Genomic DNA, 26,934 nt, shown 5'->3' on the forward strand with positions numbered 1-26,934 from the left:
CATGCAAGCCGTACAGCGCGAGATTGCTGAACAGCTCAAGGTCCAACCACCGTTCAAGGACCAGGCCGCCCTTGAGGCGGAGGTCGCCCGGCGCGTTACCTTTATCCAGGACTGCCTGCTCAATTCAGGCCTCAAGACGTTGGTGCTGGGCATCAGCGGCGGCGTCGACTCGCTGACCGCCGGCCTGCTGGCCCAGCGTGCGATGGAAGAGTTACGGGCCGCCAAGGGCGACGACGCTTACCGCTTTATCGCGGTGCGCCTGCCCTACGAAACCCAGTTCGACGAACACGATGCCCAAGCGTCCGTGGACTTTATCGAACCCGACGAGCGCCACACGGTGAACATCGGCCCGGCGGTGAAATCCCTGGCCAATGAAGTGGCTGCGTTTGAAGGCAAGGCCGCGGTCTCCCGGGACTTCGTGCTGGGCAACACCAAGGCGCGCATGCGCATGGTGGCGCAGTACACCATCGCCGGCGCGGCCAGTGGTTTGGTGATCGGTACCGACCATGCGGCGGAAGCGGTGATGGGCTTTTTCACCAAGTTCGGTGATGGCGCCTGCGACCTGGCGCCGCTGAGCGGGCTGGTGAAGAACCAGGTGCGCGCGATTGCCCGGCACTTTGGTGCACCGGAATCGTTGGTGGAGAAAATCCCGACGGCCGACCTGGAAGACCTCTCGCCGGGCAAGCCGGATGAAGCGTCCCATGGCGTGACCTATGCCGAGATCGATGCGTTCCTGCACGGCGAGCCGGTGCGCGAGGAAGCCTTCAAGATCATCTGCGACACCTATCGCAAGACCGAGCACAAGCGGGTAATGCCGTTTGCACCCTGAGCACTGTAGGAGCGAGCTTGCTCGCGAAGATCGTCAACGAAAACGCGCCCATCCTGGATGAGCGCGGTGCCTTTGAGGTTTTCGCGAGCAAGCTCGCTCCTACAAGGGTGATTACTTCAGGGTCACAGTGCCTTTCATCATCGAGATGTGGCCTGGGAACGAGCAGAAGAATGCGTAATCAGTACCTGCCGCCAGCTTCGACACATCGAAGGTCACGGAGTCTTTCTCGCCAGCACCGATGATCTTGGTGTGGGCGATGATGCGGGTGTCGCCGTCTTTCAGGTAGTTCTTGTCGATGCCGGCGGCCATGCCGTCGCTGGCGATGCCAGGCATGTCGGCGGCGGAACTCAGCACCCAGTTATGGCCCATGACGTTTTTCGGCAAGCTGCCGGAGTGGGTCAACTCAACGGTGAACGTCTTGCAGCTCTTGTCGATTTCGATGGCCTTGGTGTTGAAGGACATCTGGTCAGTGGAGTCGACAGTGACCTTGCACTCTGCAGCAAGCAACTGGCCGCTAGCCAGAGTCAGCAGGGAAACAGCAACGAGTTTGGCAAACATGTGAATCTCCAGGGCAGGGTTTAAAAAACGCGTATTGCGACAAGGGTGCCTGAGGCAGGCGGGAATTCTTATGATCTGAGTCAACAGATTGTATACAACTTTAGGCTATCAGACTCATCGACACAATCTACCGGCCAAAGTACTGATGCCGGCCTATGATCGGCTCATCACCCTTCCGGAGTCCGAGCCATGCACCTCAATAGCCTGTTCCGCAGCCTGCTTGCCGCCTATGCCTGTGGCGCCAGCGGCACCTGTGAAACGCCTCAACGCGAGGTTTAATCCTTTGAGAGACGCAGGCCAGCCTTTACTCTTTAGCCACAACTGAGTGGAGTCAGGTATGTCCTTGAAGTCTGTCTGTGTGTTTTGCGGTGCCAGCAGCGGCACCAACCCGGCCTACCGTGAAGCAGCCGTGGCCCTCGGGCGCGCGCTGGCCGAACGCAAGCTGACCCTGGTGTACGGCGGTGGCGCCGTGGGCCTGATGGGCATCGTCGCCGATGCCGCCCTGGAAGCCGGCGGTGAAGTGATCGGGATTATTCCCGAAAGCCTGAAAGTCCTGGAAATCGGCCACAAAGGCCTGACCCGCCTGGAAGTGGTCGACGGCATGCACGCCCGCAAGGCCCGCATGGCCGAACTGAGCGACGCCTTTATTGCGCTGCCAGGCGGCCTGGGCACCCTGGAAGAACTGTTCGAAGTCTGGACCTGGGGCCAGCTCGGTTACCACGGAAAACCGCTGGGTTTGCTCGAAGTGAATGGTTTTTACCGCAAGTTGACCGATTTTCTTGATCATATCGTCGGCGAAGGTTTCGTCCGTGCACCGCATCGTGCCATGCTGCAAATGAGCGAATCGCCGGCTGAGCTGCTTGACGTACTGGATGCCTGGCAACCGCTGGTCTTGCCCAAATGGGTGGACCAAAAACCCGATTAACCCTTGGGACGCGATTAAAGGCAGAATACGCGCCGCTCAACCTCACCTTCGACCCCAGAGGATCGCCCATGGCAAAACCTAATTACTCCTTCGCCAAACGTCAGAGAGACTTGGCCAAAGAGCAGAAGAAAGAGGAAAAGCTGCAGCGCAAGAAAACTGCAGCCGACGAAGAAGCCGGTGCACTGAACCCGGATGCTGAAGGTACAGTGGCTACAGACGAAACCGAAGCACCGAAAGACGCTGAATAGGTGATCGTTCCCACGCTCCGCGTGGGAATGCATCCTGGGGCGCTCCGCGTCCCGATTTGAGATATGTGCAGGGTGACGCAGAGCGTCACGGCAGGCATTCCCACGCGGAGCGTGGGAACGATCTTGCGCATTACTCCAGCGGCATCACCGTCACCCGCACTTCCGGGTCATGGCTCCCTCCCCCCAGAATCACCCCCCGCAACGGCGAAACATCGGAGAAATCCCGGCCCCAGGCCAGGGTGATGTGTTCCAGTGCCGGCTGCACATTGTTGGTCGGATCAAAATCCACCCAACCCGACACCGGGCAAAACACTGACACCCACGCGTGGGACGCATCCGCGCCGATCAACCGTGGCTGGCCGGGCGGTGGCTGGGTCAGCAGGTAACCACTGATATACCGCGCCGCCAGGCCTCGGGAACGCAGGCACGCGAGCATCAGGTGGGCGAAGTCCTGGCACACGCCGCGCCGGCGCTCCAGCACTTCCACCAGCGGCGTGGCGACCTGGGTGGCTTCGGCGTCGAAGGTGAACTCGCTGAAGATCTTTTCCATCAACGCCTGCACACCCAGCAGCAACGGACGACCCGCCGGGAAACAGTCTTGGGAGAACTCGACGAAGCTTTTCTTCAAATGCACGTAGGGTGATTCGAACCGATAGCGGCAGGCCTCGATCACCTCGGCCGACATCGGCTGGCTGCTGTAGGTCAGGCCGTTGCGGGTCTGGTCCCAGGCCGGCGACAGGCTGAAATCCAGCACCGGACGCGCCAGCACTTCCACCGTCAGCCCGGCGTTGACCAATAGCTCATCGTGGGGCCGCTCGAACGCCAGCCGGGTGATCGGATTGCCAAACACGTCCAGCTCATCCCGGCGCGAGGTCGGCTCGGGGCTGATCTCCAGTTGCTGCGAGCTGCAGCGCTGCCAGGCGCAAGGCCGCGGCCACAGGTGCGCCAGCTGCTGGGCCAGGGACACCGGGCTGTCGTAGTGGTAATGGGTATCGTGGAAAATCTGGTAGCGGGCACTCATCACACAGACACCGTTTGCTGGCTGACATCGTCCACATGGGCAAAATGGCGCAAGGCCAGGCGGTCGGAGACTTGCCCGCTTTCATCGGCCACCGCTTGCAGCAGGTCGGCCAGGCCATCCAGCGCAGCGCGCACGCTGGACTCGCCGAACAGCGGGTTCTCCAGGCAGCCCAGGTCAAAGCGCGCCAGGCGCTCCACCAACGGCGCCAACCCGGTTTCCCGGGGCACGCCGAAATCGTCATTCAGGCGGCGCAAGGTGCGGCTCACCAGTTTCAGCTGGAACAGCACCGCGTGGGGGTTCTGCTCGTCCAAAAGCAACAGGTCCAGCACCGGAATCAATTGCGGCACCGCGAGGTAGCGCGAACGATAGGTGATGCTGCTGTTGCCCAGTTCCAGCAACCATTCCAGCCCGGCCTGATCGAACACCGCCACGCCACGCAGGAAGGCTGCCAGGCTGCTGCTGAGAAACTGCAGGCGCTCGATGCGCCGGCCCATCATCAAGAAACGCCAGCCTTCGTCGCGGGTCATGTCGTCGAGGGCAAAGCCCGACAGCGCCGCCAGGGACATCACCAGGCGGTTGAGGAAATCCAGCAGTTCGCCGAAGTCCGGCTCTTCGCTTTCCAGCTCCAGGGCTTCGCGCTGCAATTCCACCAGCGCCTGCCAGTTTTCCCGGGACAGCTTGCCGCGCACCTGGGACGCCGCCCACTGCAAACGCTGCAAGTTGGCCCGCAGGCTCGACGGCCAGTCATCACCGAGCAACGCCGCCTGAAGCCGCTCAGGCAATTCGCCCTCCTCCGGCAACAGTCGCAGATTCTCACCCAGCTCAACCGCCGCCTGCAGCGCCAGCGGGTCGTCTCCGTCGACATAGCGGGCGAGGACGATGCGCAGCCAGCGCGCACTGTCATCACAGCGCTCGCAATAGCGGCCAAACCAGAACAGGTTTTCCACCACCCGCGACGGCAGGTACGGATCGCGCCGCACCAGGTCATGTGCGCCGATGGCCCGCTGGGCGCGCCATTGCTCGGTGCCGAGGGCGCGTTCGCCAAGCACCCAGGTGTCCTTGCTCGCACCGCCGCGCTGCATCGACACCACTTCGGCATCGGCTTCGGCGGCCACACGAGTCAGGCCACCGGGCAGTACCCGGTAACCGTCGGCACTGGCCACGGCGTAGACACGCATGCCGATGGCGCGGTGTTGCAGGTGATCGTCGACGGTGTGCCAGACCGGCGCCTGTGACAGCTGCGCCAGTTCTTGGGCGACGTAGGCGTAAGGCCGCGCGCGCATGCGTTCGGCCAGGGCCTCGCGTTGTTCGTCGTTCAAGTCGCGACCAAACACCGGGGCGAAACTTTGCGACGGGAACGCCGGCTTGATCAGCAGTTCCGGCAGTTTTTCCAGGGCTTCGGCCAGCACCGGCGCCTCACCGCACCACCAGGTGGCGATGGACGGCAGGATCAGTTCTTCGCCAAACAGGAATTGATTGATCTTCGGCAGGAAGCCCAGCAGGCCGGGGGATTCCAGCACACCACTGCCCAAGGCGTTGGCCACCAGCACATTGCCTTGGCGCACAGCGTCCAACAGGCCGGGCACGCCGAGGGCCGAGTCGGTGCGCAGCTCCAGCGGGTCGCAGAAGTCGTCGTCCAGGCGGCGCATGATCGCGTGCACCCGGCGCAGGCCGCTGAGGGTCTTGAGGTACACCGTGGCGTCGCGCACGGTCAGGTCGCCGCCTTCCACCAGCGGGTAGCCAAGCTGGCGGGCGAGGTACAAATGCTCGAAATAGCTTTCGTTGAAACGGCCCGGGGTCAGCAACACGATCAGCGGTGGCTGGTCGTCGCTCGGCGCCTGGCGGGCCAGGGTTTCCTGCAAGGTGCGGAAAAACCCGGTGAGGTGCTGCACCTGCAAGTCACGGTACAGGTCCGGGAAGGCGCGAGACACGATGGTGCGGTTTTCCAGGGCATAACCGGCGCCGGACGGGGCCTGGGTACGGTCGGCGGTGACCCACCAGCGGCCATCCGGCGTGCGCGCCAGGTCCACGGCGTACAGGTGCAGAAAGGCGCCGTCGGGCGGTTGGATGCCCTGGCACGGCCACAGGAAATTGTTGTGGCCGAATACCAGTTCTGCCGGCAGCAAACCTTCGGCGATCAAGCGTTGCGGGCCGTAGAGGTCCGCCAGTACCGCATTCAGCAGGCGCGCACGTTGGGCGATACCGGCGGAAAGTTGCTTCCATTCATCGGCCGCCAGCACGTGGGGCAACAGGTCCAGTTCCCAGGGCCGATCGGCGCCCTTGGGGTCGGCGTAGACGTTGTAGGTCACACCGTTTTCCTGGATCTGCCGGGTCAGCAAGGCCTGGCGCTGGGCGAGTTGCGCCGGGGTGCTGCGTTGCAGGTGATCGAGCAGGCGCTGCCAATGGGCACGAACCGCGCCGCTGTCGTCCAGCAGTTCGTGATAAGTGCCCGCGGTCAGCGGGTAACGGTCGAGCAAGTCGGGCATGGAACGCTCGGCAGGGGCAAGGGAAGTCAGGTTAACTCACAAACCACGCGATCCAACTGTGGGAGCGGGCTTGTGTGGGAGCGGGCTTGCTCGCGAAAGCGGAGTGTCAGTCACTTAATGTGTTTCTGATACACCGTATTCGCGAGCAAGCCCGCTCCCACATTTTGAATTGCGTTTAGTCATTCTTATTGGGGAAACGTCGTAAATCCAGGGTCATCGGCAACTCATCGTTGATCACCACACTCGGCACCGGCAATTTTCCAGGGCTGTGTCCCAGACGGAAAAACCGCGCCATTCGCCGGCTTTCAGCTTCATTGGCATTCACCGGCAGGCTGTCGTAATTGCGCCCGCCCGGATGGGCGACATGGTACTGGCAACCACCCAGCGAGCGCTGCATCCACGTGTCCAAAAGATCAAACACCAGCGGCGCATGCACCGGGATGGTCGGCTGCAAACAGTTGGCCGGCTGCCACGCGCGATAGCGCACGCCAGCCACAAACTCGCCGACACGCCCGGTGGGTTGCAACGGCACCGGAATGCCGTTGCAGGTCAGCAGGTAACGCTGGGGTGGCAGGCCGCTCAACTTGACCTGCAAGCGCTCCAAGGACGAGTCCACGTAACGCACCGTGCCGCCCACCGCGCCCTCCTCGCCCAGCACATGCCAGGGTTCAAGGGCCTGGCGCAGTTCCAGTTCGATGCCGCTGACCGCATAGTCGCCGACCTTGGGAAAACGGAATTCCAAGTGCGCAGCAAACCATTCGGCCCGCAGCGGATAACCGGCAGCGTTCAGCTCGACAATCACGTCGGCAAAATCCTGCTCGATGAAGTGCGGCAGCAGGAAGCGGTCGTGCAGTTCCGTGCCCCAGCGCGCCAGCTTCGGCGGCGCATAGGGCTCACGCCAGAAGCGCGCGACCAGCGCCCGCAGCAGCAGTTGTTGGGTCAGGCTCATGCGTGCATGGGGCGGCATTTCAAAGGCGCGCAATTCCAGCAAGCCCAGGCGGCCGGTGGCACCGTCCGGCGAGTAGAGCTTGTCGATGCAGAACTCGGCGCGGTGGGTGTTGCCGGTGACGTCGATCAGCAGGTTGCGCAGCAGGCGGTCCACCAACCAGGGCGGGCATTCTTCACCCACTTCGGGCATCTGCGCGAAGGCGATTTCCAACTCGTACAACGCATCGTTACGCGCTTCGTCGACCCGTGGCGCCTGGGAAGTCGGGCCGATGAACAAGCCGGAAAACAGGTAGGACAACGACGGGTGGTTATGCCAATAGCTGATCAAGCTGCGCAGCAGATCGGGACGCCGCAGGAACGGCGAATCCTTCGGCGTGGCGCCACCGAGCACAAAATGGTTACCGCCGCCGGTGCCGGTGTGGCGGCCGTCGATCATGAATTTTTCTGTGGTGAGGCGGGTTTGCCGGGCTTCCTCGTAGAGAAACTCAGTGCGCTCCACCAACTCGTCCCAGGTGGCGGACGGCTGCACGTTGACCTCGATCACGCCCGGGTCCGGTGTCACCCGGAAGTTGCTCAGGCGCGGATCACTCGGCGGCTCATAACCTTCCAGCAGCACCGGGCAATGCAGTTCTTCGGCAGTGGCTTCGATGGCCGCCACCAACTCCAGATAATCCTCGACCCGCTCCAGCGGCGGCATGAACAGGTACAGCCGGCCTTCCCGCGCTTCGGCACACAGGGCGGTGCGGGTCAGCCAGTCGGCGGATTCGTCGATCTTCGGAGTGCGCTCTTTGCTCTCGGCCGCCTCGCCGTGGCTTTGCAACTGTGAGGGGGTCGGCAGGTCTGCCAGATCCTGGTTGGGATCGGTGGGGTGCACGAACGGATAGTCCGCCGCCGTCACCCACGGCTGCGAGGCCAGTGGCAGGCGATAACCCAGTGGTGAATCACCCGGCACCAGGCGGCAATGGTTGTCCCGCAGGTACCAGCGGCCGCTCTGCCAGCGGTCATTGGCCGCCGTGCGCGCCAGCGGCAGCACCTGGCCGATGACTTTATCCAGGCCCTGGCTGAAGACTTTGCGCAGGCGTTCGCGCTCGAGCTTGTCCTCCAGGCGCGGATCTTCGGCGCTGACGTTTTGCGGCAAGGCGCCTTCACGCCACAGGTAATAGAAATTGTCTTCGTAGGCCGGGAATACAAAATGCGTAGGCAGTTTCAGGCGCTCGGCGACGCTGGCCAGAAAACGCCCGGCCATCACGCCGTCGGCGCCATAGCTTTCCTGCTCATCGGCGATCAGCGCGCTGTTGTGCCAGATCGGCACGCCGTCGCGGCGCCAGTAGCAGTTGAGGGACCAGCGCGGCAGTTGCTCGCCGGGGTACCACTTGCCCTGGCCAAAGTGCACCAGGCCCTTGGGCGCGTAGTGCTTGCGCATGCGCTGGAACAGCTCGGCAGACAGGCGGCGTTTGTCCGGACCGAGAGCGGCGGTGTTCCATTCCGCACCGTCGGGGTCGTCGATGGAGACGAAGGTCGGCTCGCCACCCATGGTCAGGCGCACGTCGTCCTTGAGCAGGTCACCGTCGATCTGCCGGCCCAGGGCCTGGATCGCCAGCCACTGCTCTTCGGTGTAGGGCTTGGTAACCCGTGGGGCTTCCCAAATCCGCTCTACGGACATCTCGTGGGTAAATTCGCACTCGCAGGGTTCCACCAAGCCACTGATGGGCGCTGCTGAGGAAGGATCAGGACTACAAGCCAACGGGATATGCCCTTCACCGGCGAACAAGCCGGAAGTGGCATCTAGACCGATCCAACCGGCGCCGGGCAAATACACTTCGCACCAGGCATGCAGGTCGGTGAAATCCACTTCGGTGCCGGACGGGCCGTCCAGGGCTTTGACGTCAGCGGTCAGCTGGATCAGATAACCGGACACAAACCGCGCCGCCAACCCGAGATTGCGCAGCAGTTGCACCAGCAACCACGCTGAATCCCGGCAGGAACCGGAGGCGTTTTCGAGGGTGAATTCCGGGGTCTGTACGCCCGGCTCCATGCGGATCAGGTAGCCGATGTCGGCGGCCAGACGCTGGTTGAGGCCTACCAGGAAATCCACGGCCGGCAACGGCGTGCGGTCGATACCCGCCAGGTAGGCGGCGAATCGCGGGGTCAGCGGCAATGTTTCCAGGTACGGCGCCAGCTCGCGCTGCTCATCGGCGGCGTAGCTGAACGGGATTTTTTCGGCGTAGGGTTCCAGGAAAAAGTCGAAAGGGTTGAACACCGCCATCTCGGCGACCAGATCGACCTCAATGCGCAACTCGTCAGTTTTTTCCGGGAACACCAGACGTGCCAGGTAATTGCCCTGGGGGTCTTGCTGCCAATTGATGAAGTGCTGTTCCGGCAACACCTTCAACGCGTAGGACAGAATCCGCGTGCGGCTATGGGCCGCCGGACGCAGACGGACAATCTGTGGGCCGAGTTCGACCGCGCGGTCGTAGCGGTAATGCGTAACGTGGTGCAACGCGACATGAATCGACACGGCGGCCTCCTGCGAGCCAGGGCATGAAAACAAAGCGCGCAAGACTTATGCCAGAGCAGCAGTCATTGCGCTTTATCGTGGGACCCGGTGCAGTACAGCACCAAAACGGCGCGATGGCTGCCGTCGTGGTGCGAGGGTTGCACATTTTTGTGGCGGGAGTGTGAGGGTGGGTGGTGAATCTACCCAGTCACCGGGCTGTGTGCCTGCCGATCATGGCTTCGCGCAGGTGACGCACTTCGATCAGCTTCTGGCGCATTTCGCGGTGGCGCTTGCTGTTGAGCAATAGCAGCGCAAGCAAGGGTAAAAGCACGCTCACACCATAAATGAACGCATGCGGCTGATACACGATAGTGGGCAGCACACACGCAAAACAAAGCCCCAGTAACACCACCAGTGGCCAGACCCATTGCGGGCGCCCGCGCGCAATCATGAAGTTGCAGTGCACGATGACCATCGTTAAAGCGATTCCGCCGATAAAGGAGTACTTGGCGGTATCGGCCACAGAAAGGTCCCGGAAATAGCTTTCAAAAAACAATGGCACCGCAAAGGCCAGGGAAAATACCGATGCCAATATCACCCCCATGAAAACAGGAAAATACCGGGACAGAAAACCGCGAATGCTCGGTGCTTGATTCATTGCTCGATTCCCTTATCAAAATCGACAGGAGTGATGCCCTGATACCTATCGGGTTCGGCTCTTGGTCTTCAATGACTGCCGAATGTGGCGAATTCCCACGAGTTTAATGCGCATATCTCGCTGAACAGAGCTGTTGAGTATCAAGAGGCCAAACAGCGGAAAAACCAACGCCAGGCCATAAAGAACGGCGTGCGGCGTGTACTGAATCATGGGAAGCACAAACAGAAAGCAGGCGAAGTAAATACCCACCATTACCCACACCCACGACGGGCGCCCGCGCAAAATCATGAAATTGCTATGGACCGTTAACAGGATCAGCAATGCTCCGACGAGCATGATCGAAAAGCCCAAACCGCCAGCGAGAGGTGAATCACGAAAATAGGTCGCAAAGGAAAGCGCTGTAGCGAAGCCCAAAGAAAAATAGGCCGCAAATACACCACCGATAAAAGTAAGGAAGTAATCCCTGAAAAAATCACGAAGCGTCATCAGCTCGCTCATTCTCCGACCTCCTCATACAACCCCAATGCGATGGTTTTTACGTTGCCCGTGTAAGCACTCCCTATAAGGCCCGCCGTTGCGCCTAAGGCGTCTTTAATCTGGGTTTTGGTGCTGTGTTTAAGTTGGGTCGGGGTAAAACGCTTGGGCAGTTCGCCCGACAACTGCTTGAGCTTGAGCATCTTCGATGTGAGGCGAGGGTCATTGATGGTCAGCAGTTCTTTTGTGAGCTTCGCTCTTTCTTGTCGATTCAAGCCACGAAGCACTTCGCGCAACGTCTTGCCTGTGGCCGCCTTCGCGACATTGACAAGTTTTATTGTCGTCAGCGCGGAGGCACCCACTCCAGCTAACGATACTGCGTCCAAAACCGTTGAGGTGTTCTGATACCACGCCTCGCTGTCGAGCCAATCATTTCCCTCTGGCCTTGCCACCTCGAGTACCGTTCGAGTAATGCCATTGAAACACTGGAGTGCGCTTGCACCAGCAGCCGCGTATCCGACCACGACGATGACGGAACTTGCGCCGGCGCTGAATGGAACCAAAATGGTTCCGCTGGCAATAGCCGCCCAACTGATGACGGCGCCAAAACAAGAAATGCCGGTATTCACCGCCTCACCAATCAGGCGGGATTCGCGCGGATTACTCACAACATGTTCAGCAAATTGCGTGGGGGCAATGTACTTCTGCGCCTCCCGCAGAATCACGCGCTTGGGCGTAATGCTGCAGAGGGGTTTGAATTCACGCAGGGTCACGATGTTGAAGTCAGCATCGATATACACCACACCCGCCCCCACAATGCCGGGGTCGGCGTCGATGGCGGCAAACAGGCGTGGCAGATTGATCTGGCTTTCGATGCGCTGGCGCGCCATGAACTGGGAGCGGTTGGAGTCCATGCCGATGCCAAGCAGGGGGCTGCTCATGGGGGTGCTCTTCCTTGAAATGGGTGGTGTCTGAACTGGCGCTTTCGCGAGCAAGCCCGCTCCCACATTCGACCGCATTCTCATGCTGGAACCTGGTCAAGTGTGGGAGCGGGCTTGCTCGCGAAGGCGATTTAATGGACGCCACCTTAACAAACAGGCTACCCACCCGCTAGAAAGCAAAACGCCAGCACGAGGCTGGCGTTTTGCGTTTCAGGCTGCGATCAACGCGGCACGACCGGCTTGCGGGCTGGCTTCTTGCCTTTGCCCTTGGCGGCGTCGGTGCGTTCCTTGGCGGCCTGCTTGTTGCGCACCATGGCCGCGGCCTTGGCTTGCTCACGCTTGTCCCACGGGTTGCTGCCGTCACTGCCACGGGGCGGCAAGCCGGTGTGCTGGGTGAGGATCCTGGTGGTGGTTTCCTTCGCAACCTTGTGGCTGCCAGCCGGCGTCGAGTTCTTGCGACGGGCGCTCTGGTAGCTGTCGGTGGACGGCTGATGCAACGGGATCAGTTGCTCCTTGCCCGACCCGATCAGGTCGGCACGGCCCATACGGGTCAAGGCTTCACGCAGCATCGGCCAGCCTTTCGGGTCGTGGTAGCGCAGGAAGGCCTTGTGCAAACGGCGCTGTTCTTCGCTCTTGACGATGGTCACCGCGTCGCTCTTGTAGGTGACCTTGCGCAGCGGGTTCTTGCCCGAGTGGTACATCGCGGTGGCGGTGGCCATTGGCGACGGGTAGAACGCCTGCACCTGGTCGGCGCGGAAGCCGTTGCCCTTGAGCCACAGGGCCAGGTTCATCATGTCTTCATCGGTGGTGCCCGGGTGGGCAGCGATGAAGTAAGGAATCAGGTACTGCTCCTTGCCCGCTTCCTTGGTGTACTTCTCGAACATGCGCTTGAACTTGTCATAGCTGCCGATGCCCGGTTTCATCATCTGGTTGAGCGGACCTTCCTCGGTGTGTTCCGGGGCGATCTTCAGGTAGCCACCAACGTGGTGGGTCACCAGCTCTTTCACGTATTCCGGCGACTCGACGGCGAGGTCGTAGCGCAGGCCGGAAGCGATCAGGATCTTCTTCACACCCGGCAACGCACGGGCGCTGCGATACAGCTGGATCAGCGACGAGTGGTCAGTGTTCAGGTTCGGGCAGATACCCGGGAACACGCAGGACGGCTTGCGGCACGCGGATTCGATTTCCGGGCTCTTGCAGGCGATGCGGTACATGTTCGCAGTCGGGCCGCCGAGGTCGGAGATAACGCCGGTGAAGCCTGGCACTTTGTCGCGGATCTCTTCGATTTCGCGAATGATCGACTCTTCGGAACGGTTCTGGATGATTCGGCCTTCGTGCTCGGTGATCGAGCAGAAGGTGCAGCCGCCGAAACAGCCACGCATGATGTTTACCGAGAAACGGATCATGTCGTAGGCCGGGATCTTTTCCTTGCCGTACGCCGGGTGTGGAACACGGGCGTAAGGCATGCCGAACACGTAGTCCATTTCTTCGGTGGTCATGGGAATCGGTGGCGGGTTGAACCACACGTCCACTTCGCCATGCTTCTGCACCAGGGCGCGCGCGTTGCCCGGGTTGGTTTCCAGGTGGAGCACGCGGTTGGCGTGGGCATACAGCACCGAGTCGCCACGGACTTTTTCCACGGACGGCAGACGAATGACCGTCTTGTCACGGGTCATGCGAGGGCTGGCCAGAATCTGTACGACCTTGGCTTCTTCCGGGTCGTCCGTCGGGCCCTTTTCCTGCTCGATGGCGCAGGCCTGGGTGTCCTGGGTATTCACGTACGGGTTGATGATCTTGTCGATCTTGCCCGGACGATCAATACGGGTGGAATCCACCTCGTACCAGCCTTCAGGCGTGTCACGGCGAATGAACGCGGTGCCGCGCACGTCGGTGATGTCTTCGATCTTGTGGCCCCACGACAGGCGCTGGGCGACTTCGACGATGGCCCGCTCGGCGTTGCCGTACAGCAGGATATCGGCGCAGGCGTCGATCAGGATCGAGTTACGCACCCGGTCCTGCCAGTAGTCGTAGTGGGCAATGCGGCGCAGGGACGCTTCGATGCCGCCGAGCACGATTGGCACGTGCTTGTAGGCTTCCTTGCAGCGCTGGCTGTAGACCAGGCTCGCGCGGTCCGGACGTTTGCCAGCCATGCCACCGGGGGTGTAGGCGTCATCGGAACGGATTTTCTTGTCGGCGGTGTAGCGGTTGATCATCGAGTCCATGTTGCCGGCCGCGACGCCGAAGAACAGGTTCGGCTCGCCGAGCTTCATGAAGTCGTCTTTGGACTGCCAGTTGGGCTGGGCAATGATCCCGACGCGGAAGCCCTGGGACTCCAGCAACCGGCCGATGATTGCCATGCCGAACGACGGATGGTCTACATACGCGTCACCGGTGACGATGATGATGTCGCATGAATCCCAGCCAAGCTGATCCATCTCCTCCCTGCTCATCGGCAGGAATGGCGCAGGACCGAAACATTCGGCCCAGTACTTGGGATAGTCAAATAACGGCTTGGCTGTTTGCATGACGGTGACCGGTGTTGAGATGAAAAATCGCGGGCGCGGAATATAGCACAAATTTTGACCAATTCCGACCTTTGCAGTCGGAATTGGCAGGACGACTTTTTACTCGTCGTCGAAGTTATAGCTACCCGGCGCCAGGTTTTCGAAGCGGGTGTATTTGCCGATAAAGGCCAGGCGCGTGGTGCCGATTGGCCCGTTACGCTGTTTACCGATGATGATTTCGGCGATGCCTTTATGCTCGGTTTCCGGGTGGTACACCTCGTCCCGGTACACGAACATGATCACGTCAGCATCCTGCTCGATCGCTCCGGATTCCCGCAAGTCGGAGTTGATTGGGCGCTTGTTCGGACGTTGCTCAAGAGATCGGTTGAGCTGCGACAGGGCAACCACCGGGCAGTTGAATTCCTTGGCCAGGGCTTTCAACGAGCGGGAAATCTCGGAAATCTCGTTGGTCCGGCTGTCGCCGCTTGAACCCGGGATCTGCATCAGTTGCAGGTAGTCGATCATGATCAGGGCGATGTCGCCATGCTCACGCACCAGGCGTCGGGTACGCGCGCGCATTTCCGACGGGCTGATGCCCGCGGTGTCATCGATAAACAGCTTGCGGTCGTTGAGCAGGTTGACCGCCGAGGTCAGCCGCGGCCAATCGTCGTCCTCCAGGCGACCGGCACGCACCTTGGTCTGGTCGATGCGGCCCAGGGACGACAACATACGCATGATCAGCGATTCACCTGGCATCTCCAGGGAGTAAACCAGAACGGCCTTGTCGCTGCGCAACACGGCGTTCTCCACCAGGTTCATGGCGAAGGTGGTTTTACCCATGGATGGACGGCCGGCGACGATGATCAGGTCAGACGGCTGCAGGCCGCTGGTCATGCCGTCGAGGTCGGTGTAGCCGGTGGACAGGCCGGTAATGGCGTTATCGGTGTTGAACAGGGTATCGATACGGTCGATGGCCTTGGTCAGCAGGTCGTTGACGCTGACCGGGCCGCCGGTTTTAGGCCGGGCCTCGGCAATCTGGAAGATCTGGCGTTCAGCTTCGTCGAGAATCTCTTCAGCGGTACGGCCTTCCGGGTTGAAGGCACTGTCGGCGATCTCGGTGGCAATGCCGATCAGCTGGCGCAACGTGGCCCGCGCGCGGACGATCTGCGCATAGGCCTTGATGTTGGCGACCGATGGCGTGTTTTTCGCCAGCTCGCCCAGGTAACCCAGGCCGCCCACTTGGGATGTCTGGCCTTCCTTGTCCAGTTGCTCGGCCAGGGTCACCACGTCGATCGGTGAGTTCTGGTCGGCCAGCTTGGCAATGGCGCGGAAGATCAGGCGGTGGTCATGACGGTAGAAATCGCCGTCCGAGACTTGATCCAGCACGCGCTCCCAGGCGTTGTTGTCCAGCATCAAACCACCGAGCACGGCCTGTTCGGCCTCGATGGAATGCGGCGGCACCTTCAGGGCAGCGGTTTGCAGATCATATTGCTCAGGAGCGGAGATATCGTTCATGGCCACTTGGAATAGTTGGAGAATCAGGGGCTACAGAAAACAAAAGGCAGAAAAACAAAAGGCACGACCTGTAAACAGGATCGTGCCCGATGTTAACCGCCCGGCACGCGAGGTGCCAGTCAGTTAGGTGCTGCTTAAGCTGCTACCACAACAACGCGTACGGTTGCTTCGACTTCAGCGTGCAGGTGCACGGCTACATCGAATTCGCCAACGTTGCGGATGGTGCCGTTCGGCAGACGAACTTCGCTCTTCTGCACTTCAACGCCGGAGGCGGTCAGTGCATCAGCGATGTCGTGGGTGCCGATCGAACCGAACAGCTTGCCTTCGTCACCGGCGGTGGCAGTGATAGTCACTTCCAGCTCAGCCAGTTGGGCAGCGCGAGTTTCGGCCGAAGCTTTTTTGTCTGCTGCTGCTTTTTCCAGCTCAGCACGACGCTCTTCAAACGCAGCCAGGTTGGCAGCGGTTGCAGCGGTGGCTTTGCCGTATGGCAGCAGGTAGTTACGACCGTAGCCGGCCTTAACGTTCACTTTGTCGCCCAGGTTGCCCAGGTTGGCGACTTTTTCCAGAAGGATCAGTTGCATGTGAAAATCCTCTAACTTTTAACCTTCACCGTTCGCGTTATCGGCGTCTTTCGGCGCCAGACGACCGCGAAAATCAATCAGGCCGTCGACAATGGCCAAGACCACGAGTAACGGATAGATCAGCTGCATGAACAGCAACAGCGTTACGTACAACCCCACCAGCCAGAATCTGCCCAGTCGCTTTTGCGCCACCAGCCCATGAATCAGGGATAGCCCGGCGAATACCAGCGGTACGCTGCACAACGGCACCAACAGCGCCAGGCCAAAAGTCGGCCCGACCACCATGAACGCCAGCAGCAACATCGCCGGTCCAGCGGGGATTCTGATACTGCGAAACTCGCGACCAAAACCACCCGGGTTATACAACAACGCCTGCCAATAACGCCCAAGAATCAGGCTCAGCACGCTGACGATCTGCAACAGTGCCGCTATCAGGCCGGTAAGCATCGGTGCAACCACTGACGCAAAGCGCGCTCGCTCCTCTACCGATAACTGCTGGTAGAGATCCCCGAGGGCCAGCGGCAGGATCTTTATGATCTCCTGCGCCAGCGCCTCGATTTGCGGGCGGAAAGCCGCGCCAAGCGCCAGTGAATACACCAACCCCAATGCCACGCTGACCAGCAGCGTACGGACCCAGGACTCACTTGCGCGTAAAACCAACGCAAGGGCCGATGAACCGAGCAGTACCAGAAGTACCCGTGGATCATCGAATTTCAACCACCAGACCAAGGCCGGCAGCATTCCCAGGGCAAGAACGCCAAGGGCGTCCTTCAAACCGCGCCGCAGGAGCACAAGGCAACCTGCAGCAGCACCCAACCAATACAACAACGGCAACGCTGCACATCCAGCCACTACCAGAGTGGCCTGCACACGACCGCGCATGATGAACTCAGCTAAGGCGCGCATGCATTCAATCCCTTACTACTTGTCGACTGCCCGGTCTCAGCGGCCGTGGCTGTCGGTGTAGGCCAGCAGGGCCAGGAAGCGGGCGCGCTTGATAGCGGTGGCCAGCTGACGCTGATAACGAGCTTTGGTACCGGTGATGCGGCTTGGAACAATTTTGCCGGTCTCGGATACGTAGGCTTTCAGAGTGTTGAGATCTTTGTAATCGATCTCCTTCACGTCTTCAGCGGTGAAGCGGCAGAATTTACGACGACGGAAGAAACGTGCCATTTGATAGGCTCCTTAAAAGGTCCGTGGATTACTCGTCAGCGTTATCGCTGTTGTCGCTGTCATCACTATCAGCGCTTTCAGCGCCTTCGTGCTCAGGACGGTCGCGACGCTCACGGCGCTCACTGCGGTTTTCTTCAGCCTTGAGCATCTCGGATTGGCCGGTAACGGCTTCTTCGCGACGGATGACCAGGTTACGGATCACTGCATCGTTGTAGCGGAAGTTGTCTTCCAGCTCGGCCAGGGCCTTGCCAGTGCATTCAACGTTCAGCATCACGTAGTGAGCCTTGTGAACATTGTTGATTGCGTAGGCCAGTTGACGACGGCCCCAATCTTCCAGACGGTGGATTTTGCCGCCGTCTTCTTCGATCAGCTTGGTGTAACGCTCTACCATGCCGCCGACTTGCTCGCTTTGATCCGGGTGGACCAAAAAGATGATTTCGTAATGACGCATGAATGCTCCTTACGGGTTGTAGCCTGCCGCTCAAAAACGGTCAGACAAGGAGTGAATGACACTTATGGATCTTGCCGAAGGGAGGCACATGCGTGCCTGCCATGAAGGCAAGGGGCGCAATTGTAGAGAAGGGGGAGAAAGGGCGCAAGGTGATTGGTGATTATTTGAACAGCCCCACACACCACAAAAACAAATGTGGGAGGGGGCTTGCTCCCGAAAGCGGTGTGCCAGTCACCAAATGCACTGGCTGATACACCGTATTCGGGAGCAAGCCCCCTCCCACATTTTGACCTGCGCCAGACTTGTTTACTTCTTGGCTTTAGCCTTGGCGCCACGCTGGCGCCGGGCTTCGAACAGGCAGACGCCCGTTGCGACTGAAACGTTGAGGCTGCTGACGCTACCGGCCATCGGCAGGTGCACCAGGTAGTCGCAGTGCTCACGGGTCAGGCGACGCATGCCCTTGCCTTCAGCCCCCATGATCAAAATGGTCGGGCCGGTGAGGTCCTGGTCATAAATACTGACCTCGGCCTCCCCCGCCGTACCCACGACCCACAGGCCGCGCTGCTGGAGTTTCTCCAGGGTGCGCGCCAGGTTGGTCACGGCTACCAACGGAATCACTTCCGCCGCACCGCAGGCGACTTTACGCACCACAGGGGTCAAGGTTGCCGACTTGTCTTTGGGCACGATCACCGCCAGCGCACCGGCAGCATCCGCCGAACGCAGGCAGGCGCCGAGGTTGTGCGGATCGGTCACGCCGTCGAGCACCAGCAACAGCGGTGCGCCTTCGGTGCGATCGAGCAGCTCGTCGAGCATCGCTTCGCCCCAGACCTGGCTCGGGCTTACGTCCGCAACCACACCCTGGTGAACGCCTTCGACCCAAACGTCCATTTCACGACGCTCGGCCTGGCCGATGGCGACTTTATTTTGGTTGGCCAGTTCGACCAGCGCTTGAACGCGCGGCTCACTGCGGCCTTCTGCCAACCACACCTGCTTGACGCGTTTCGGGTGGTGACGCAGCAATGCTTCTACGGCGTGTACGCCGTAGATTTTTTCCAGACTCATGACTTGGCCTTAGGTTTGCGCGACCCGCCGCTTTTCGCGGGGGCCGAACCCGCTTTTGGCGGGCCTTTACGGTGTTTACTCGGCTTGCTCGACGGTTTTTCCGCCTCGCGGGACTTTCCCCCAGACGCCGCTTTACCACCGCTTTTGGCTTCGTTGAGCAACTGCTGCTTCAACTCGCGGCTCTTGCGCAGCTCGGCGTTTTTCGCCGCGGCATCGCTTGGACGATAAGCCTCTGGGGCCTTGTCCTTGGCAGACGAACGACGAGCAGGCTTGGCTGGCGCAGGTTCGGCGACCGCTGCTTTCGCAGGAGTACCTTTGCCTTTGCTGGCCGGCGCAGTCGTTTCGCCGCCACGTTTTTTACGGCCAGTCGGCTCGGCCGGCTTGTCGGGCATACCGAAGTCGATCTTGCGTTCGTCGAGGTCGACGCGCATAACCTGCACTTCCACGGTGTCGCCCAGACGGAAGCTACGACCGGTGCGCTCGCCCGCCAGGCGGTGATGCACAGGGTCGAAGTGATAGTAGTCACCCGGCAAGGCGGTGACGTGCACCAGGCCCTCGACGTAGATGTCGGTCAACTCGACGAACAGGCCAAAACCGGTCACGGCGGTAATCACACCCGGGAACGACTCGCCCACGCGGTCTTTCATGAACTCGCACTTGAGCCAGTTCACTACGTCGCGGGTCGCTTCGTCAGCGCGGCGCTCGCTCATGGAGCACTGCTCGCCCAGCTGTTCCAGGGCCGCTTCGTCGTACGGATAGATCCGTGCTTTCGGAATGGTCATGGCACCGGCGCGCTGGACGTGCGGGGTATTCTGCTTGGAATGGATCACGCTGCGGATCGCCCGGTGCGTGAGCAAGTCCGGGTAACGGCGAATCGGCGAGGTGAAGTGGGTGTACGCCTCGTAATTCAGGCCGAAGTGGCCCTGGTTATCAGCGCTGTACACCGCCTGGCTCAGGGAGCGCAGCATGACGGTCTGGATCACATGGTAATCCGGACGGTCCTTGATGCTCGCGAGCAGAGCCTGGTAGTCCTTCGGCGTCGGGCCGTCCTTGCCTTTGTGCAGCGACAGGCCGAGCTCACCGAGGAACGCGCGCAGCTTCTCCAGACGCTCCGGCGGCGGGCCGTCGTGCACCCGGTACAACGCAGGAATCTCGTGCTTTTTCAGGAACTCTGCGGTGGCCACGTTGGCCGCCAGCATGCATTCCTCGATCAGCTTGTGGGCATCGTTACGTGTGGTCGGGGTGATTGCGGCGATCTTGCGCTCGGAACCGAAGACAATCCGGGTTTCCTGAGTTTCAAAGTCGATCGCGCCACGCACGTGACGAGCACCCAGCAGCACTTTGTACAGCGCATAAAGCTGCTTGAGGTGCGGCACGACGTGGCCGTACTCACCGCGCAGAGCTTTCGCCTCGCTGGTTTTCGGCTGTTCCAGGATGGTGCTGACCTTGTTGTAGGTCAGGCGGGCCTGGGAGTGGATCACTGCTTCGTAGAACTGGTAATCGGTCATTTCGCCGGTTTTCGAGATGGTCATCTCGCACACCATGGCCAAACGGTCGACTTTCGGGTTCAGGGAGCACAGGCCGTTGGACAGCTGCTCAGGCAGCATCGGGATTACGCGCTCAGGGAAATACACCGAGTTGCCGCGCACCTGGGCTTCGTTGTCCAGGGCCGAACCGATCTTCACGTAGCTGGACACGTCGGCAATCGCGACGAACAACTTCCAGCCGCCGGAGAACAGGCGCAGCTTGCCAGGCTTGGCTTCGCAGTAGACCGCATCGTCGAAGTCGCGGGCATCTTCGCCGTCAATGGTGACGAACGGCAGATGACGCAAGTCGATGCGCTTCTCTTTGTCTTTGTCTTCAACTTCCGGCTTGAGCTTGGCGGCTTCTTTGAGCACAGCCTCAGGCCAGACGTGAGGGATATCGTAGGTGCGCAGCGCAACATCGATTTCCATGCCCGGCGCCATGTAGTTGCCGACCACTTCAACGATATCGCCCTGTGGCTGGAAGCGCGCAGTTGGCCAGTGGGTGATTTTCACCTCGACGAACTGACCGACTTTTGCGGCGCCATTGCGGCCCGGGGTGATCAGCACTTCCTGCTGGACCTTCGGGTTATCCGGCACGACAAAACCGATGCCGCCTTCTTCGAAGTAGCGACCAACGATGGACTCGTGGGCACGGGACACGACTTCGACGATCACGCCTTCGCGGCGGCCGCGACGGTCGAGGCCGGAAACGCGCGCCAGGGCACGGTCGCCATCGAACACCAGGCGCATTTGCGCCGGGCTCATGAACAGGTCGTCGCTGCCGTCGTCCGGAATCAGGAAGCCGAAACCGTCACGGTGGCCGGCAATGCGACCGAGGATCAGGTCAAGCTTGTCCACAGGCGCGTAGGTGCCCCGGCGGGTGTAGATCAACTGGGCATCGCGCTCCATGGCGCGCAGGCGGCGGCGCAGGGCTTCGAGTTGGTCTTCGGTGGTCAGACCGAATTCTTCAACCAGCTGCTCGCGGCTAGCAGGCGAACCCCGATCGGCGAGATGCGCCAGGATCAGTTCGCGGCTAGGAATAGGGTTTTCATATTTTTCCGCTTCACGAGCGGCCTCGGGATCGAGGGACTGCCAATCGGCCATTAGAGAGTTTTCACCTTGTCTATATGCGGGTTAGTTTGGCATACGCGTATTGAAACGGGAAATTTCAGGTGTCGACAAGCCCGTAAAAGCACTTTGTAGCCCTCGAAATGCACCTTGCGCGACCGCCCGCGAAATTTTCCAGGCTTTTTTGATAACGGGGCTTTACAGCGCAAAAAGTGCTCCGTATAGTGCGCGCCATCGACGACGGCAACGTTGACGATACTGCCCAGATGGTGAAATTGGTAGACACGCCAGCTTCAGGTGCTGGTGACCGCAAGGTCGTGGAAGTTCGAGTCTTCTTCTGGGCACCAATTCTAAACTTGAGGTTTTAACCTTGAGTCTCACAAAAACCCGCGAAAGCGGGTTTTTGCGTTTCAAGCCTTTGATTTTTAACCATAAAGTTGATTTATAAATTCAAATCAGGGGTTTACAGATCAAAAAGCCCTCCGTATAGTTCGCTCCATCAACAGCGGCAACGTTGCTGATGCTGCCCAGATGGTGAAATTGGTAGACACGCCAGCTTCAGGTGCTGGTGACCGCAAGGTCGTGGAAGTTCGAGTCTTCTTCTGGGCACCAATTCCAAACTTGAGGTTTTAACCTTGAGTTTCACAAAAACCCGCGAAAGCGGGTTTTTGCGTTTCCGGGGTTTGAAAACTTCCAGGCCGATTTGCCTCATGACCGCACCTGAGAAACTTTATCGTTTATCCTAGCAACGATTTGTTGCACTCAAGTGAGGAACACCCCGGATGATGATCCGCGATACCCGTCTCAAGACATCCCTTCTGCGTGGCCTGACCATCACTCTGCTCGGCCTGACCCTGCTCTCGCCCGCTGCTTATTCTGCCGACAAGGTTGCACTGACCTTGTACAACGGCCAACACAAGGAGGTCGGCGATGAACTTGCCAAGGCCTTCGAAGCCAAGACCGGCATCCACGTCAATGTGCGCAAGGGCAGCAGCAACCAGTTGGCCAGCCAGGTCGTCGAAGAAGGCGACCGCTCCCCTGCCGACGTGATCTACACCGAAGAATCACCGCCGCTGAATAAACTCGGCGAGCAAGGCCTGCTGGCGACCATCGACGCCAGCACCCTCGACGTTCTACCCAAGGAATACGTGGCCGCCAACGGCGCCTGGATGGGCGTGACCGCACGCACCCGCGTCGTGGCGTTCAACCCGAAACTGATCGCTGAGAAAGACCTGCCCAAATCGGTGCGGGATTTCGCCGGCCCCGAATGGCAAGGCAAGGTCGGTTTCGTACCCACCAGCGGCGCCTTCCAGGAACAGGCCGTGGCGATCATCAAGCTGCACGGTCGCGAAGCAGCTGAAGAGTGGCTGACCGGCCTGCGCGCCTTCGGCAAGGTCTACAGCAACAACATGGTTGCGCTCAAAGCCGTAGAAAATGGCGAAGTCGCCACCGTCCTGGTGAACAACTACTACTGGTTCGCCCTGAAGAAAGAAAAAACCAACCTGGATTCGCAGCTGCACTACTTCACCGACGGTGATGCCGGCGGCCTGATCACCGTGTCTGCCGCAGCAGCATTGAAATCCAGCAAGCATCCAAAGGAAGCCCAGCAACTGTTGGCCTTCATGGCCAGCGAGGAAGGCCAGCGGGTGATCACCAACACCTCTGCCGAATACCCGTTGCGCAAGGGCATGGAATCCAACCGCGGCCTCAAGCCTTTCAGCGAGCTGCAACCGCCGAAAGTCACCCCTGCCGACCTGGGCAACGCCGAAGAAGCCCTGGAACTGGAACGTGACGTTGGCTTGAACTGATGAACCCATCGCTCCCCGCCCCCGCCTTGCGCGGGGGTTTTACGCCGAGACGCAAACGCCCTTCGATCTGGTTGTTATTGCCGGTCCTGCTGCTGGTAGGCCTGAGCCTGTTGCCGCTGGCGTATGTCGGCCTCAAGGCCTGGCAAGCGGGTTGGGCCGAGGCGGTGCATTTGCTGTGGCGGCCTTATGTGTTCGGGCTGCTGCGCAACACCCTGGCGCTGATGGTCGGTGTGACCGTGGCCTGCGGCGTGATTGGCCTGTCGCTGGCCTGGCTGCTGGAACGCAGCAACTTGCCGGGGCGGCGTATTTGGGGGGTGATCCTGTGCCTGCCGTTTGCAGTGCCGGCGTTTGTCAGCAGCTTTACCTGGGTTTCGTTGAGCGCCAATTTCGAGGGGCTGGGCGGGGCAATCCTGGTGATGACCCTGTCCAAATACCCGCTGGTGTTTCTGCCGGTGGCGGCGACCCTGCGCAATCTTGATCCATCCCTGGAAGAATCGGCCCGCACCCTCGGCCTGAATCGCTGGGGCGTGTTCTTTCGCATCACTTTGCCGTTGTTGTGGCCATCGCTACTGGCCGGGGCGCTGTTGATTGCCCTGCATATGCTGGTGGAGTTCGGCGCGCTGTCGATCATTGGCCTGCAGACGTTTACCACCGCGATCTATCAGCAATTCGAGCTGGAATTCAGTAATGCCAATGCAGCGATGCTCTCGGCAGTGCTGCTGGTGATGTGCCTCACGCTGCTCTGGCTGGAGCTGCGAGTGCGCGGCAAAGGCCGGCATGTGCGCACCGGCCAGGGCGCCGCGCGACACGCCGAACAGGTTCGACTCGGCAAACGGGCACCGCTGGGGCAGTTGTATTGCCTGCTTCTAGCAATCATTGGCAGCGGCATTCCATTGGGCATGCTCGGTTACTGGCTGGCAGTGGGCAGTTCGGCGGCGTTTCCGGTCGCCGAGATCAGCGAGGCGCTGCTTTCTTCCCTGGCGCTATCGCTGGGCGGCGCAGCACTGTGCCTGTTGTTTGCAGTGCCGGTGGGCTTGCTGGTGGTGCGCTACAAGGGTCAGCTCGCGCTGTGGGCAGAACGCTTGCCATACCTGCTGCACGCACTGCCCGGCCTGGTGATTGCGCTGACGCTGGTGTACTTCGCGCTGCATTACGTGCCGGCGCTGTATCAGACGTCCGCGTTGTTGCTGATCGCTTATGCATTGCTGTTTTTGCCGCTGGCCCAGGCGCCGATCCGTACGGCACTGAACAAGGCGGCACCCCAGCTGGAAGAGGCCGCGAGAACACTGGGGGCGTCGTCGTTCAGTGCGTTTTGCCGGGTGACGTTGCCGATTATTTTCCCGGCATTGGGCGCGGCGTTTGCGCTGGTGTTTCTGGATGCGATGAAGGAATTGACGGCGACGCTGCTGCTTAGCCCTACTGGGTTGAACACACTGGCGACTGCCGTATGGGCGCATACCTCGAATGTGGAATTCGCGGCTGCCGCGCCGTACGCGGCGCTGTTGATTCTGGTGTCGGGGTTACCGGTGTATCTGCTTACGACGCGGACGTATCTGAGCCGCTGAAATAGCTTTCGCGAGCAAGCCCGCTCCCACATTTACTCGCATTCCAGAAGTGGAACTCGGTCGAATGTGGGAGCGGGCTTACTCGCGAAAGGGCCGCACCAGGCGACATCAAGCCCGGAACTGCCCCAGGCTCGCCTTCAACTGCGCCGCCAACCCATCCAGCACCTTGCCACTGGCGGTAGTCTCCACCACTGCCTGAGCCGCGCGCTCGGCCTGGGCATGAATGATCTCCACCCGCCCACGCACCGCATGCGCGCCTTGCGCCTGATGCTCAGCCGCACGCGTCGCCAGACCAATCGCTGCATGCACCTGCTCCACCGAGGCCTGCACCGACTGCTGCAGGCGCACGCTATCGCGCAATACCAACAGACCTTCGCTGGCCTGGCGCCCGGCCTTGCCGATGGTCTCTACCGCCTCACGGGCGCCTTGCTGCAAGGCCACGATGTGCGCCTGGATATCACCGGTAGAACTCTGGGTTTTACTGGCCAGGGCTCGGACCTCGTCCGCCACCACTGCAAAACCGCGCCCGGTCTCGCCGGCTCTCGCCGCTTCAATCGCTGCGTTGAGTGCCAGCAGGTTGGTTTGCTCGGCAATCCCGTGGATCACCGTCAATACCACCTCAATCTGCTCGCTCTGCTGCGCCAGACGCTCGATCACCTTGGACCCGGCCTGCACCTGCCCCGCCAACGCCTCGATCAGGCTGCCGACTTCGGCTGACGTACGCGAGTTTTCATCAGTGGCCTGGCGAATATCCACCACCTGCTGCAACGCCGCCTGCATCGCATGACTTTCCGCCTGCGCCTCGTCGGCCATTTGCGACAGCGCCCGCAGGCTTTCGGCAACCTCATCACGCTGCAGGCCGGCGGCGGCATCGGCACCGGCATTACGCAGGGTCATCGCGCCGATTTCCACGCCGGTACGCTGGGCCACATCACCCGCTTCACGCACGATGGGCTGCAACTTATCCACAAAGCGATTGACCGCTGAGGCCATGTCGCCGATTTCATCACGGCTGTTGATCTGCACGCGCTTGGTCAGGTCGCCCTCGCCTGCCGCCAGATCGTCCATCGCTGCAATCAGCAGCTTCAGGCGATTGACCACCCGACGCCCGAGCACCACGGCAATCAGCAACAGCACGCCAAAGCCTACAACCGCCAGGCCCATGCCGATGCGCCAGCGCAAGGTACCTGCCGCCTCTTGCACGGCATTGGTGGTATTGGCGGTCATCTGGGTGGCGGTTGCTTGTGCCGACTGCAAACGCGCGCCCATGGCGGCAGCACTGTCAGCGGCGGCACCTTTGAGGCTGTCACCCACCAGTTGATCACTGCTGGCAATCAGCGCGGCGAAGCGCTTATCCAGCGCCGCCAGATCAACGTCCACCGAAGCGGTCGAAACCCCCATGATGACCTTGCCGATTTCCACGCCATTGGGGCTGATGGACGCCTCGAGGTAGTAGACCGCCGGATCGTTTTTCGCCGCATCCAACACCTTATCCAGGGCACGCTCGCCCTGCCCTTTCTCGAGCAGCGCAGCGTTAATCGGGTTATCCCGGTTCAGGTAGCGCGTCAGGTGCTGGCCGGTGGCATCGTCGTAGACCACGAACAACACATTGGGATTGCGCTGGGCACGCCGAGCAAATTCCGACAGCGTCGGCACGTCACTGTCCCACATGGCGCGGGGCGCCACCGAGGCCAGCAGTTGCGCCATATCGTTGGCGGAGTCCTTCAGGTCTTTTTCCAGGGTCGCACGCAGTTGCTTCTGCTCGTCCTGCAGGCGTGTGGAAAGCCCCGCGGTGAGACGCTGGCGAGTGCTGGAAGACAGACTGTCCAGACTCGAGGTGACTTCCTTGCCGGCCTGGGCCAGTTCACCGGAAAGCTTTTGGCTGTCGACACCCAGCCGGTTGTCTAAATCGGCTTCCAGGGCCGTGACCGTGCTCCGGGTCAGAGCGACAGCCACCAGCACTTGCACCAAAAGAGCGATACCTAGGGTAACGAACACCGGCCGCAACAGTCGGCTTTGTAACAATGAGAGAACGGCAGACACTGGGAATCCCTCCACCACGGGTGCCATTAATTTGATAGCACCGCGAAAGAAAG

At 60.6% G+C, this 26,934-nt stretch carries 21 protein-coding genes and 2 tRNA genes; 7 read left to right on the plus strand and 16 right to left on the minus strand.

The features are described from left to right. The first annotated feature begins 1 nt into the window (after position 1). Positions 2 to 829, plus strand: a complete 828-nt coding sequence (gene nadE, locus AU074_RS31525; protein ID WP_076018038.1) for an ammonia-dependent NAD(+) synthetase — start codon at positions 2 to 4, stop codon at positions 827 to 829. 111 nt (positions 830 to 940) lie between these two features. Here the strand turns inward: nadE and azu are convergent, their stop codons facing one another. Continuing rightward, the gene (gene azu / locus AU074_RS31530) at positions 941 to 1,387 is read right to left on the minus strand and encodes an azurin (RefSeq protein ID WP_008439083.1); all 447 of its coding nucleotides are present in this window, start codon (positions 1,385 to 1,387) and stop codon (positions 941 to 943) included. 337 nt (positions 1,388 to 1,724) lie between these two features. Here azu and AU074_RS31535 point away from each other — a divergent pair, with 337 nt between their 5' ends. Together AU074_RS31535 and AU074_RS31540 are read left to right on the plus strand one after the other, a co-directional pair. Then, a complete protein-coding gene (locus AU074_RS31535) occupies positions 1,725 to 2,312 on the plus strand; it encodes a TIGR00730 family Rossman fold protein (RefSeq protein ID WP_063033377.1) in 588 nt (195 codons plus the stop codon). A 68-nt stretch (positions 2,313 to 2,380) separates the two neighbouring features. Further along, a complete protein-coding gene (locus tag AU074_RS31540) occupies positions 2,381 to 2,560 on the plus strand; it encodes a hypothetical protein (RefSeq protein WP_076018039.1) in 180 nt (59 codons plus the stop codon). 130 nt (positions 2,561 to 2,690) lie between these two features. On the opposite strand, the gene AU074_RS31545 is transcribed toward AU074_RS31540, so the two are convergent. The 14 genes from AU074_RS31545 to rnr form a co-directional block, all read right to left on the minus strand. Next, positions 2,691 to 3,581: a transglutaminase family protein gene (locus tag AU074_RS31545; RefSeq protein WP_076018040.1), complete on the minus strand. Its 891-nt coding sequence runs from the start codon at positions 3,579 to 3,581 to the stop codon at positions 2,691 to 2,693. Continuing rightward, positions 3,581 to 6,067 (minus strand): circularly permuted type 2 ATP-grasp protein, encoded by a 2,487-nt coding sequence (locus tag AU074_RS31550; protein ID WP_063033378.1) that lies wholly within the window; start codon positions 6,065 to 6,067, stop codon positions 3,581 to 3,583. Before AU074_RS31550 ends, AU074_RS31545 begins: the two co-directional genes overlap by 1 nt. A 175-nt stretch (positions 6,068 to 6,242) precedes the next feature. Beyond that, on the minus strand, positions 6,243 to 9,533 hold the full coding sequence (locus AU074_RS31555; RefSeq protein WP_076018041.1) for a DUF2126 domain-containing protein: 3,291 nt from the start codon (positions 9,531 to 9,533) through the stop codon (positions 6,243 to 6,245). Positions 9,534 to 9,720: 187 nt separating this feature from the next. Continuing rightward, a complete protein-coding gene (locus tag AU074_RS31560; protein WP_076018042.1) occupies positions 9,721 to 10,170 on the minus strand; it encodes a hypothetical protein in 450 nt (149 codons plus the stop codon). A 45-nt stretch (positions 10,171 to 10,215) separates the two neighbouring features. Then, positions 10,216 to 10,668 carry a hypothetical protein gene (locus tag AU074_RS31565; RefSeq protein ID WP_076018043.1) on the minus strand — a complete coding sequence of 151 codons (453 nt, stop codon included), beginning with the start codon at positions 10,666 to 10,668 and terminating at the stop codon, positions 10,216 to 10,218. Further along, positions 10,665 to 11,585, minus strand: coding sequence for an NAD synthetase (locus AU074_RS31570; protein ID WP_076018044.1), 921 nt, complete (start codon positions 11,583 to 11,585; stop codon positions 10,665 to 10,667). The genes AU074_RS31565 and AU074_RS31570 overlap by 4 nt, the downstream gene beginning before the upstream one ends. Positions 11,586 to 11,806: 221 nt before the next feature. Further along, positions 11,807 to 14,110 (minus strand): YgiQ family radical SAM protein, encoded by a 2,304-nt coding sequence (locus AU074_RS31575; protein WP_076018045.1) that lies wholly within the window; start codon positions 14,108 to 14,110, stop codon positions 11,807 to 11,809. Positions 14,111 to 14,209: 99 nt separating this feature from the next. Continuing rightward, entirely contained in the window at positions 14,210 to 15,604 is a 1,395-nt protein-coding gene (gene dnaB / locus AU074_RS31580) for a replicative DNA helicase (RefSeq protein WP_064450415.1), read from the minus strand. A gap of 134 nt (positions 15,605 to 15,738) precedes the next feature. Next, positions 15,739 to 16,185: a 50S ribosomal protein L9 gene (rplI, locus tag AU074_RS31585; RefSeq protein ID WP_003171376.1), complete on the minus strand. Its 447-nt coding sequence runs from the start codon at positions 16,183 to 16,185 to the stop codon at positions 15,739 to 15,741. 18 nt (positions 16,186 to 16,203) lie between these two features. Then, positions 16,204 to 17,091 (minus strand): hypothetical protein, encoded by an 888-nt coding sequence (locus AU074_RS31590; RefSeq protein WP_076018046.1) that lies wholly within the window; start codon positions 17,089 to 17,091, stop codon positions 16,204 to 16,206. Between the two features lie 36 nt (positions 17,092 to 17,127). Next, entirely contained in the window at positions 17,128 to 17,358 is a 231-nt protein-coding gene (rpsR, locus tag AU074_RS31595) for a 30S ribosomal protein S18 (protein WP_002551829.1), read from the minus strand. Positions 17,359 to 17,386: 28 nt separating this feature from the next. Continuing rightward, positions 17,387 to 17,809, minus strand: coding sequence for a 30S ribosomal protein S6 (rpsF, locus tag AU074_RS31600; protein ID WP_003217491.1), 423 nt, complete (start codon positions 17,807 to 17,809; stop codon positions 17,387 to 17,389). Between the two features lie 306 nt (positions 17,810 to 18,115). Continuing rightward, on the minus strand, positions 18,116 to 18,871 hold the full coding sequence (gene rlmB / locus AU074_RS31605; protein WP_076018047.1) for a 23S rRNA (guanosine(2251)-2'-O)-methyltransferase RlmB: 756 nt from the start codon (positions 18,869 to 18,871) through the stop codon (positions 18,116 to 18,118). After that, the gene (gene rnr / locus AU074_RS31610; protein WP_076018048.1) at positions 18,868 to 21,501 is read right to left on the minus strand and encodes a ribonuclease R; all 2,634 of its coding nucleotides are present in this window, start codon (positions 21,499 to 21,501) and stop codon (positions 18,868 to 18,870) included. The genes rlmB and rnr overlap by 4 nt, the downstream gene beginning before the upstream one ends. Positions 21,502 to 21,725: 224 nt before the next feature. Here rnr and AU074_RS31615 point away from each other — a divergent pair. The 4 genes from AU074_RS31615 (at position 21,726) to AU074_RS31630 (ending at position 24,838) form a co-directional block, all read left to right on the plus strand. Next, positions 21,726 to 21,812: transfer RNA gene (locus AU074_RS31615), tRNA-Leu, on the plus strand. 178 nt (positions 21,813 to 21,990) lie between these two features. Then, a tRNA-Leu gene (locus AU074_RS31620) sits at positions 21,991 to 22,077 on the plus strand. A 170-nt stretch (positions 22,078 to 22,247) separates the two neighbouring features. Further along, complete coding sequence (locus AU074_RS31625; RefSeq protein ID WP_076018049.1) at positions 22,248 to 23,273, plus strand: extracellular solute-binding protein; 1,026 nt, start codon at positions 22,248 to 22,250, stop codon at positions 23,271 to 23,273. Continuing rightward, entirely contained in the window at positions 23,273 to 24,838 is a 1,566-nt protein-coding gene (locus AU074_RS31630; protein ID WP_076018050.1) for an iron ABC transporter permease, read from the plus strand. The genes AU074_RS31625 and AU074_RS31630 overlap by 1 nt, the downstream gene beginning before the upstream one ends. Positions 24,839 to 24,946: 108 nt before the next feature. Here AU074_RS31630 and AU074_RS31635 read toward each other — a convergent pair whose 3' ends face one another. Continuing rightward, entirely contained in the window at positions 24,947 to 26,881 is a 1,935-nt protein-coding gene (locus tag AU074_RS31635) for a methyl-accepting chemotaxis protein (protein ID WP_026078087.1), read from the minus strand. Between the last annotated feature and the right edge of the window lie 53 nt (positions 26,882 to 26,934).

Origin of the sequence: Pseudomonas sp. ATCC PTA-122608 (assembly GCF_001952855.1) — a bacterium.
GTDB lineage: Bacteria > Pseudomonadota > Gammaproteobacteria > Pseudomonadales > Pseudomonadaceae > Aquipseudomonas.

Coding starts and splice junctions, on each gene's coding strand:
- nadE (WP_076018038.1), top strand. CDS start 2: ATGCAAGCCGTACAGCGCGAGATTGCTGAACAGCTCAAGGTCCAACCA.
- azu (WP_008439083.1), bottom strand. CDS start 1,387: ATGTTTGCCAAACTCGTTGCTGTTTCCCTGCTGACTCTGGCTAGCGGC.
- AU074_RS31535 (WP_063033377.1), top strand. CDS start 1,725: ATGTCCTTGAAGTCTGTCTGTGTGTTTTGCGGTGCCAGCAGCGGCACC.
- AU074_RS31540 (WP_076018039.1), top strand. CDS start 2,381: ATGGCAAAACCTAATTACTCCTTCGCCAAACGTCAGAGAGACTTGGCC.
- AU074_RS31545 (WP_076018040.1), bottom strand. CDS start 3,581: ATGAGTGCCCGCTACCAGATTTTCCACGATACCCATTACCACTACGAC.
- AU074_RS31550 (WP_063033378.1), bottom strand. CDS start 6,067: ATGCCCGACTTGCTCGACCGTTACCCGCTGACCGCGGGCACTTATCAC.
- AU074_RS31560 (WP_076018042.1), bottom strand. CDS start 10,170: ATGAATCAAGCACCGAGCATTCGCGGTTTTCTGTCCCGGTATTTTCCT.
- AU074_RS31565 (WP_076018043.1), bottom strand. CDS start 10,668: ATGAGCGAGCTGATGACGCTTCGTGATTTTTTCAGGGATTACTTCCTT.
- AU074_RS31570 (WP_076018044.1), bottom strand. CDS start 11,585: ATGAGCAGCCCCCTGCTTGGCATCGGCATGGACTCCAACCGCTCCCAG.
- AU074_RS31575 (WP_076018045.1), bottom strand. CDS start 14,110: ATGCAAACAGCCAAGCCGTTATTTGACTATCCCAAGTACTGGGCCGAA.
- dnaB (WP_064450415.1), bottom strand. CDS start 15,604: ATGAACGATATCTCCGCTCCTGAGCAATATGATCTGCAAACCGCTGCC.
- rplI (WP_003171376.1), bottom strand. CDS start 16,185: ATGCAACTGATCCTTCTGGAAAAAGTCGCCAACCTGGGCAACCTGGGC.
- AU074_RS31590 (WP_076018046.1), bottom strand. CDS start 17,091: ATGCGCGCCTTAGCTGAGTTCATCATGCGCGGTCGTGTGCAGGCCACT.
- rpsR (WP_002551829.1), bottom strand. CDS start 17,358: ATGGCACGTTTCTTCCGTCGTCGTAAATTCTGCCGCTTCACCGCTGAA.
- rpsF (WP_003217491.1), bottom strand. CDS start 17,809: ATGCGTCATTACGAAATCATCTTTTTGGTCCACCCGGATCAAAGCGAG.
- rlmB (WP_076018047.1), bottom strand. CDS start 18,871: ATGAGTCTGGAAAAAATCTACGGCGTACACGCCGTAGAAGCATTGCTG.
- rnr (WP_076018048.1), bottom strand. CDS start 21,501: ATGGCCGATTGGCAGTCCCTCGATCCCGAGGCCGCTCGTGAAGCGGAA.
- AU074_RS31625 (WP_076018049.1), top strand. CDS start 22,248: ATGATGATCCGCGATACCCGTCTCAAGACATCCCTTCTGCGTGGCCTG.
- AU074_RS31630 (WP_076018050.1), top strand. CDS start 23,273: ATGAACCCATCGCTCCCCGCCCCCGCCTTGCGCGGGGGTTTTACGCCG.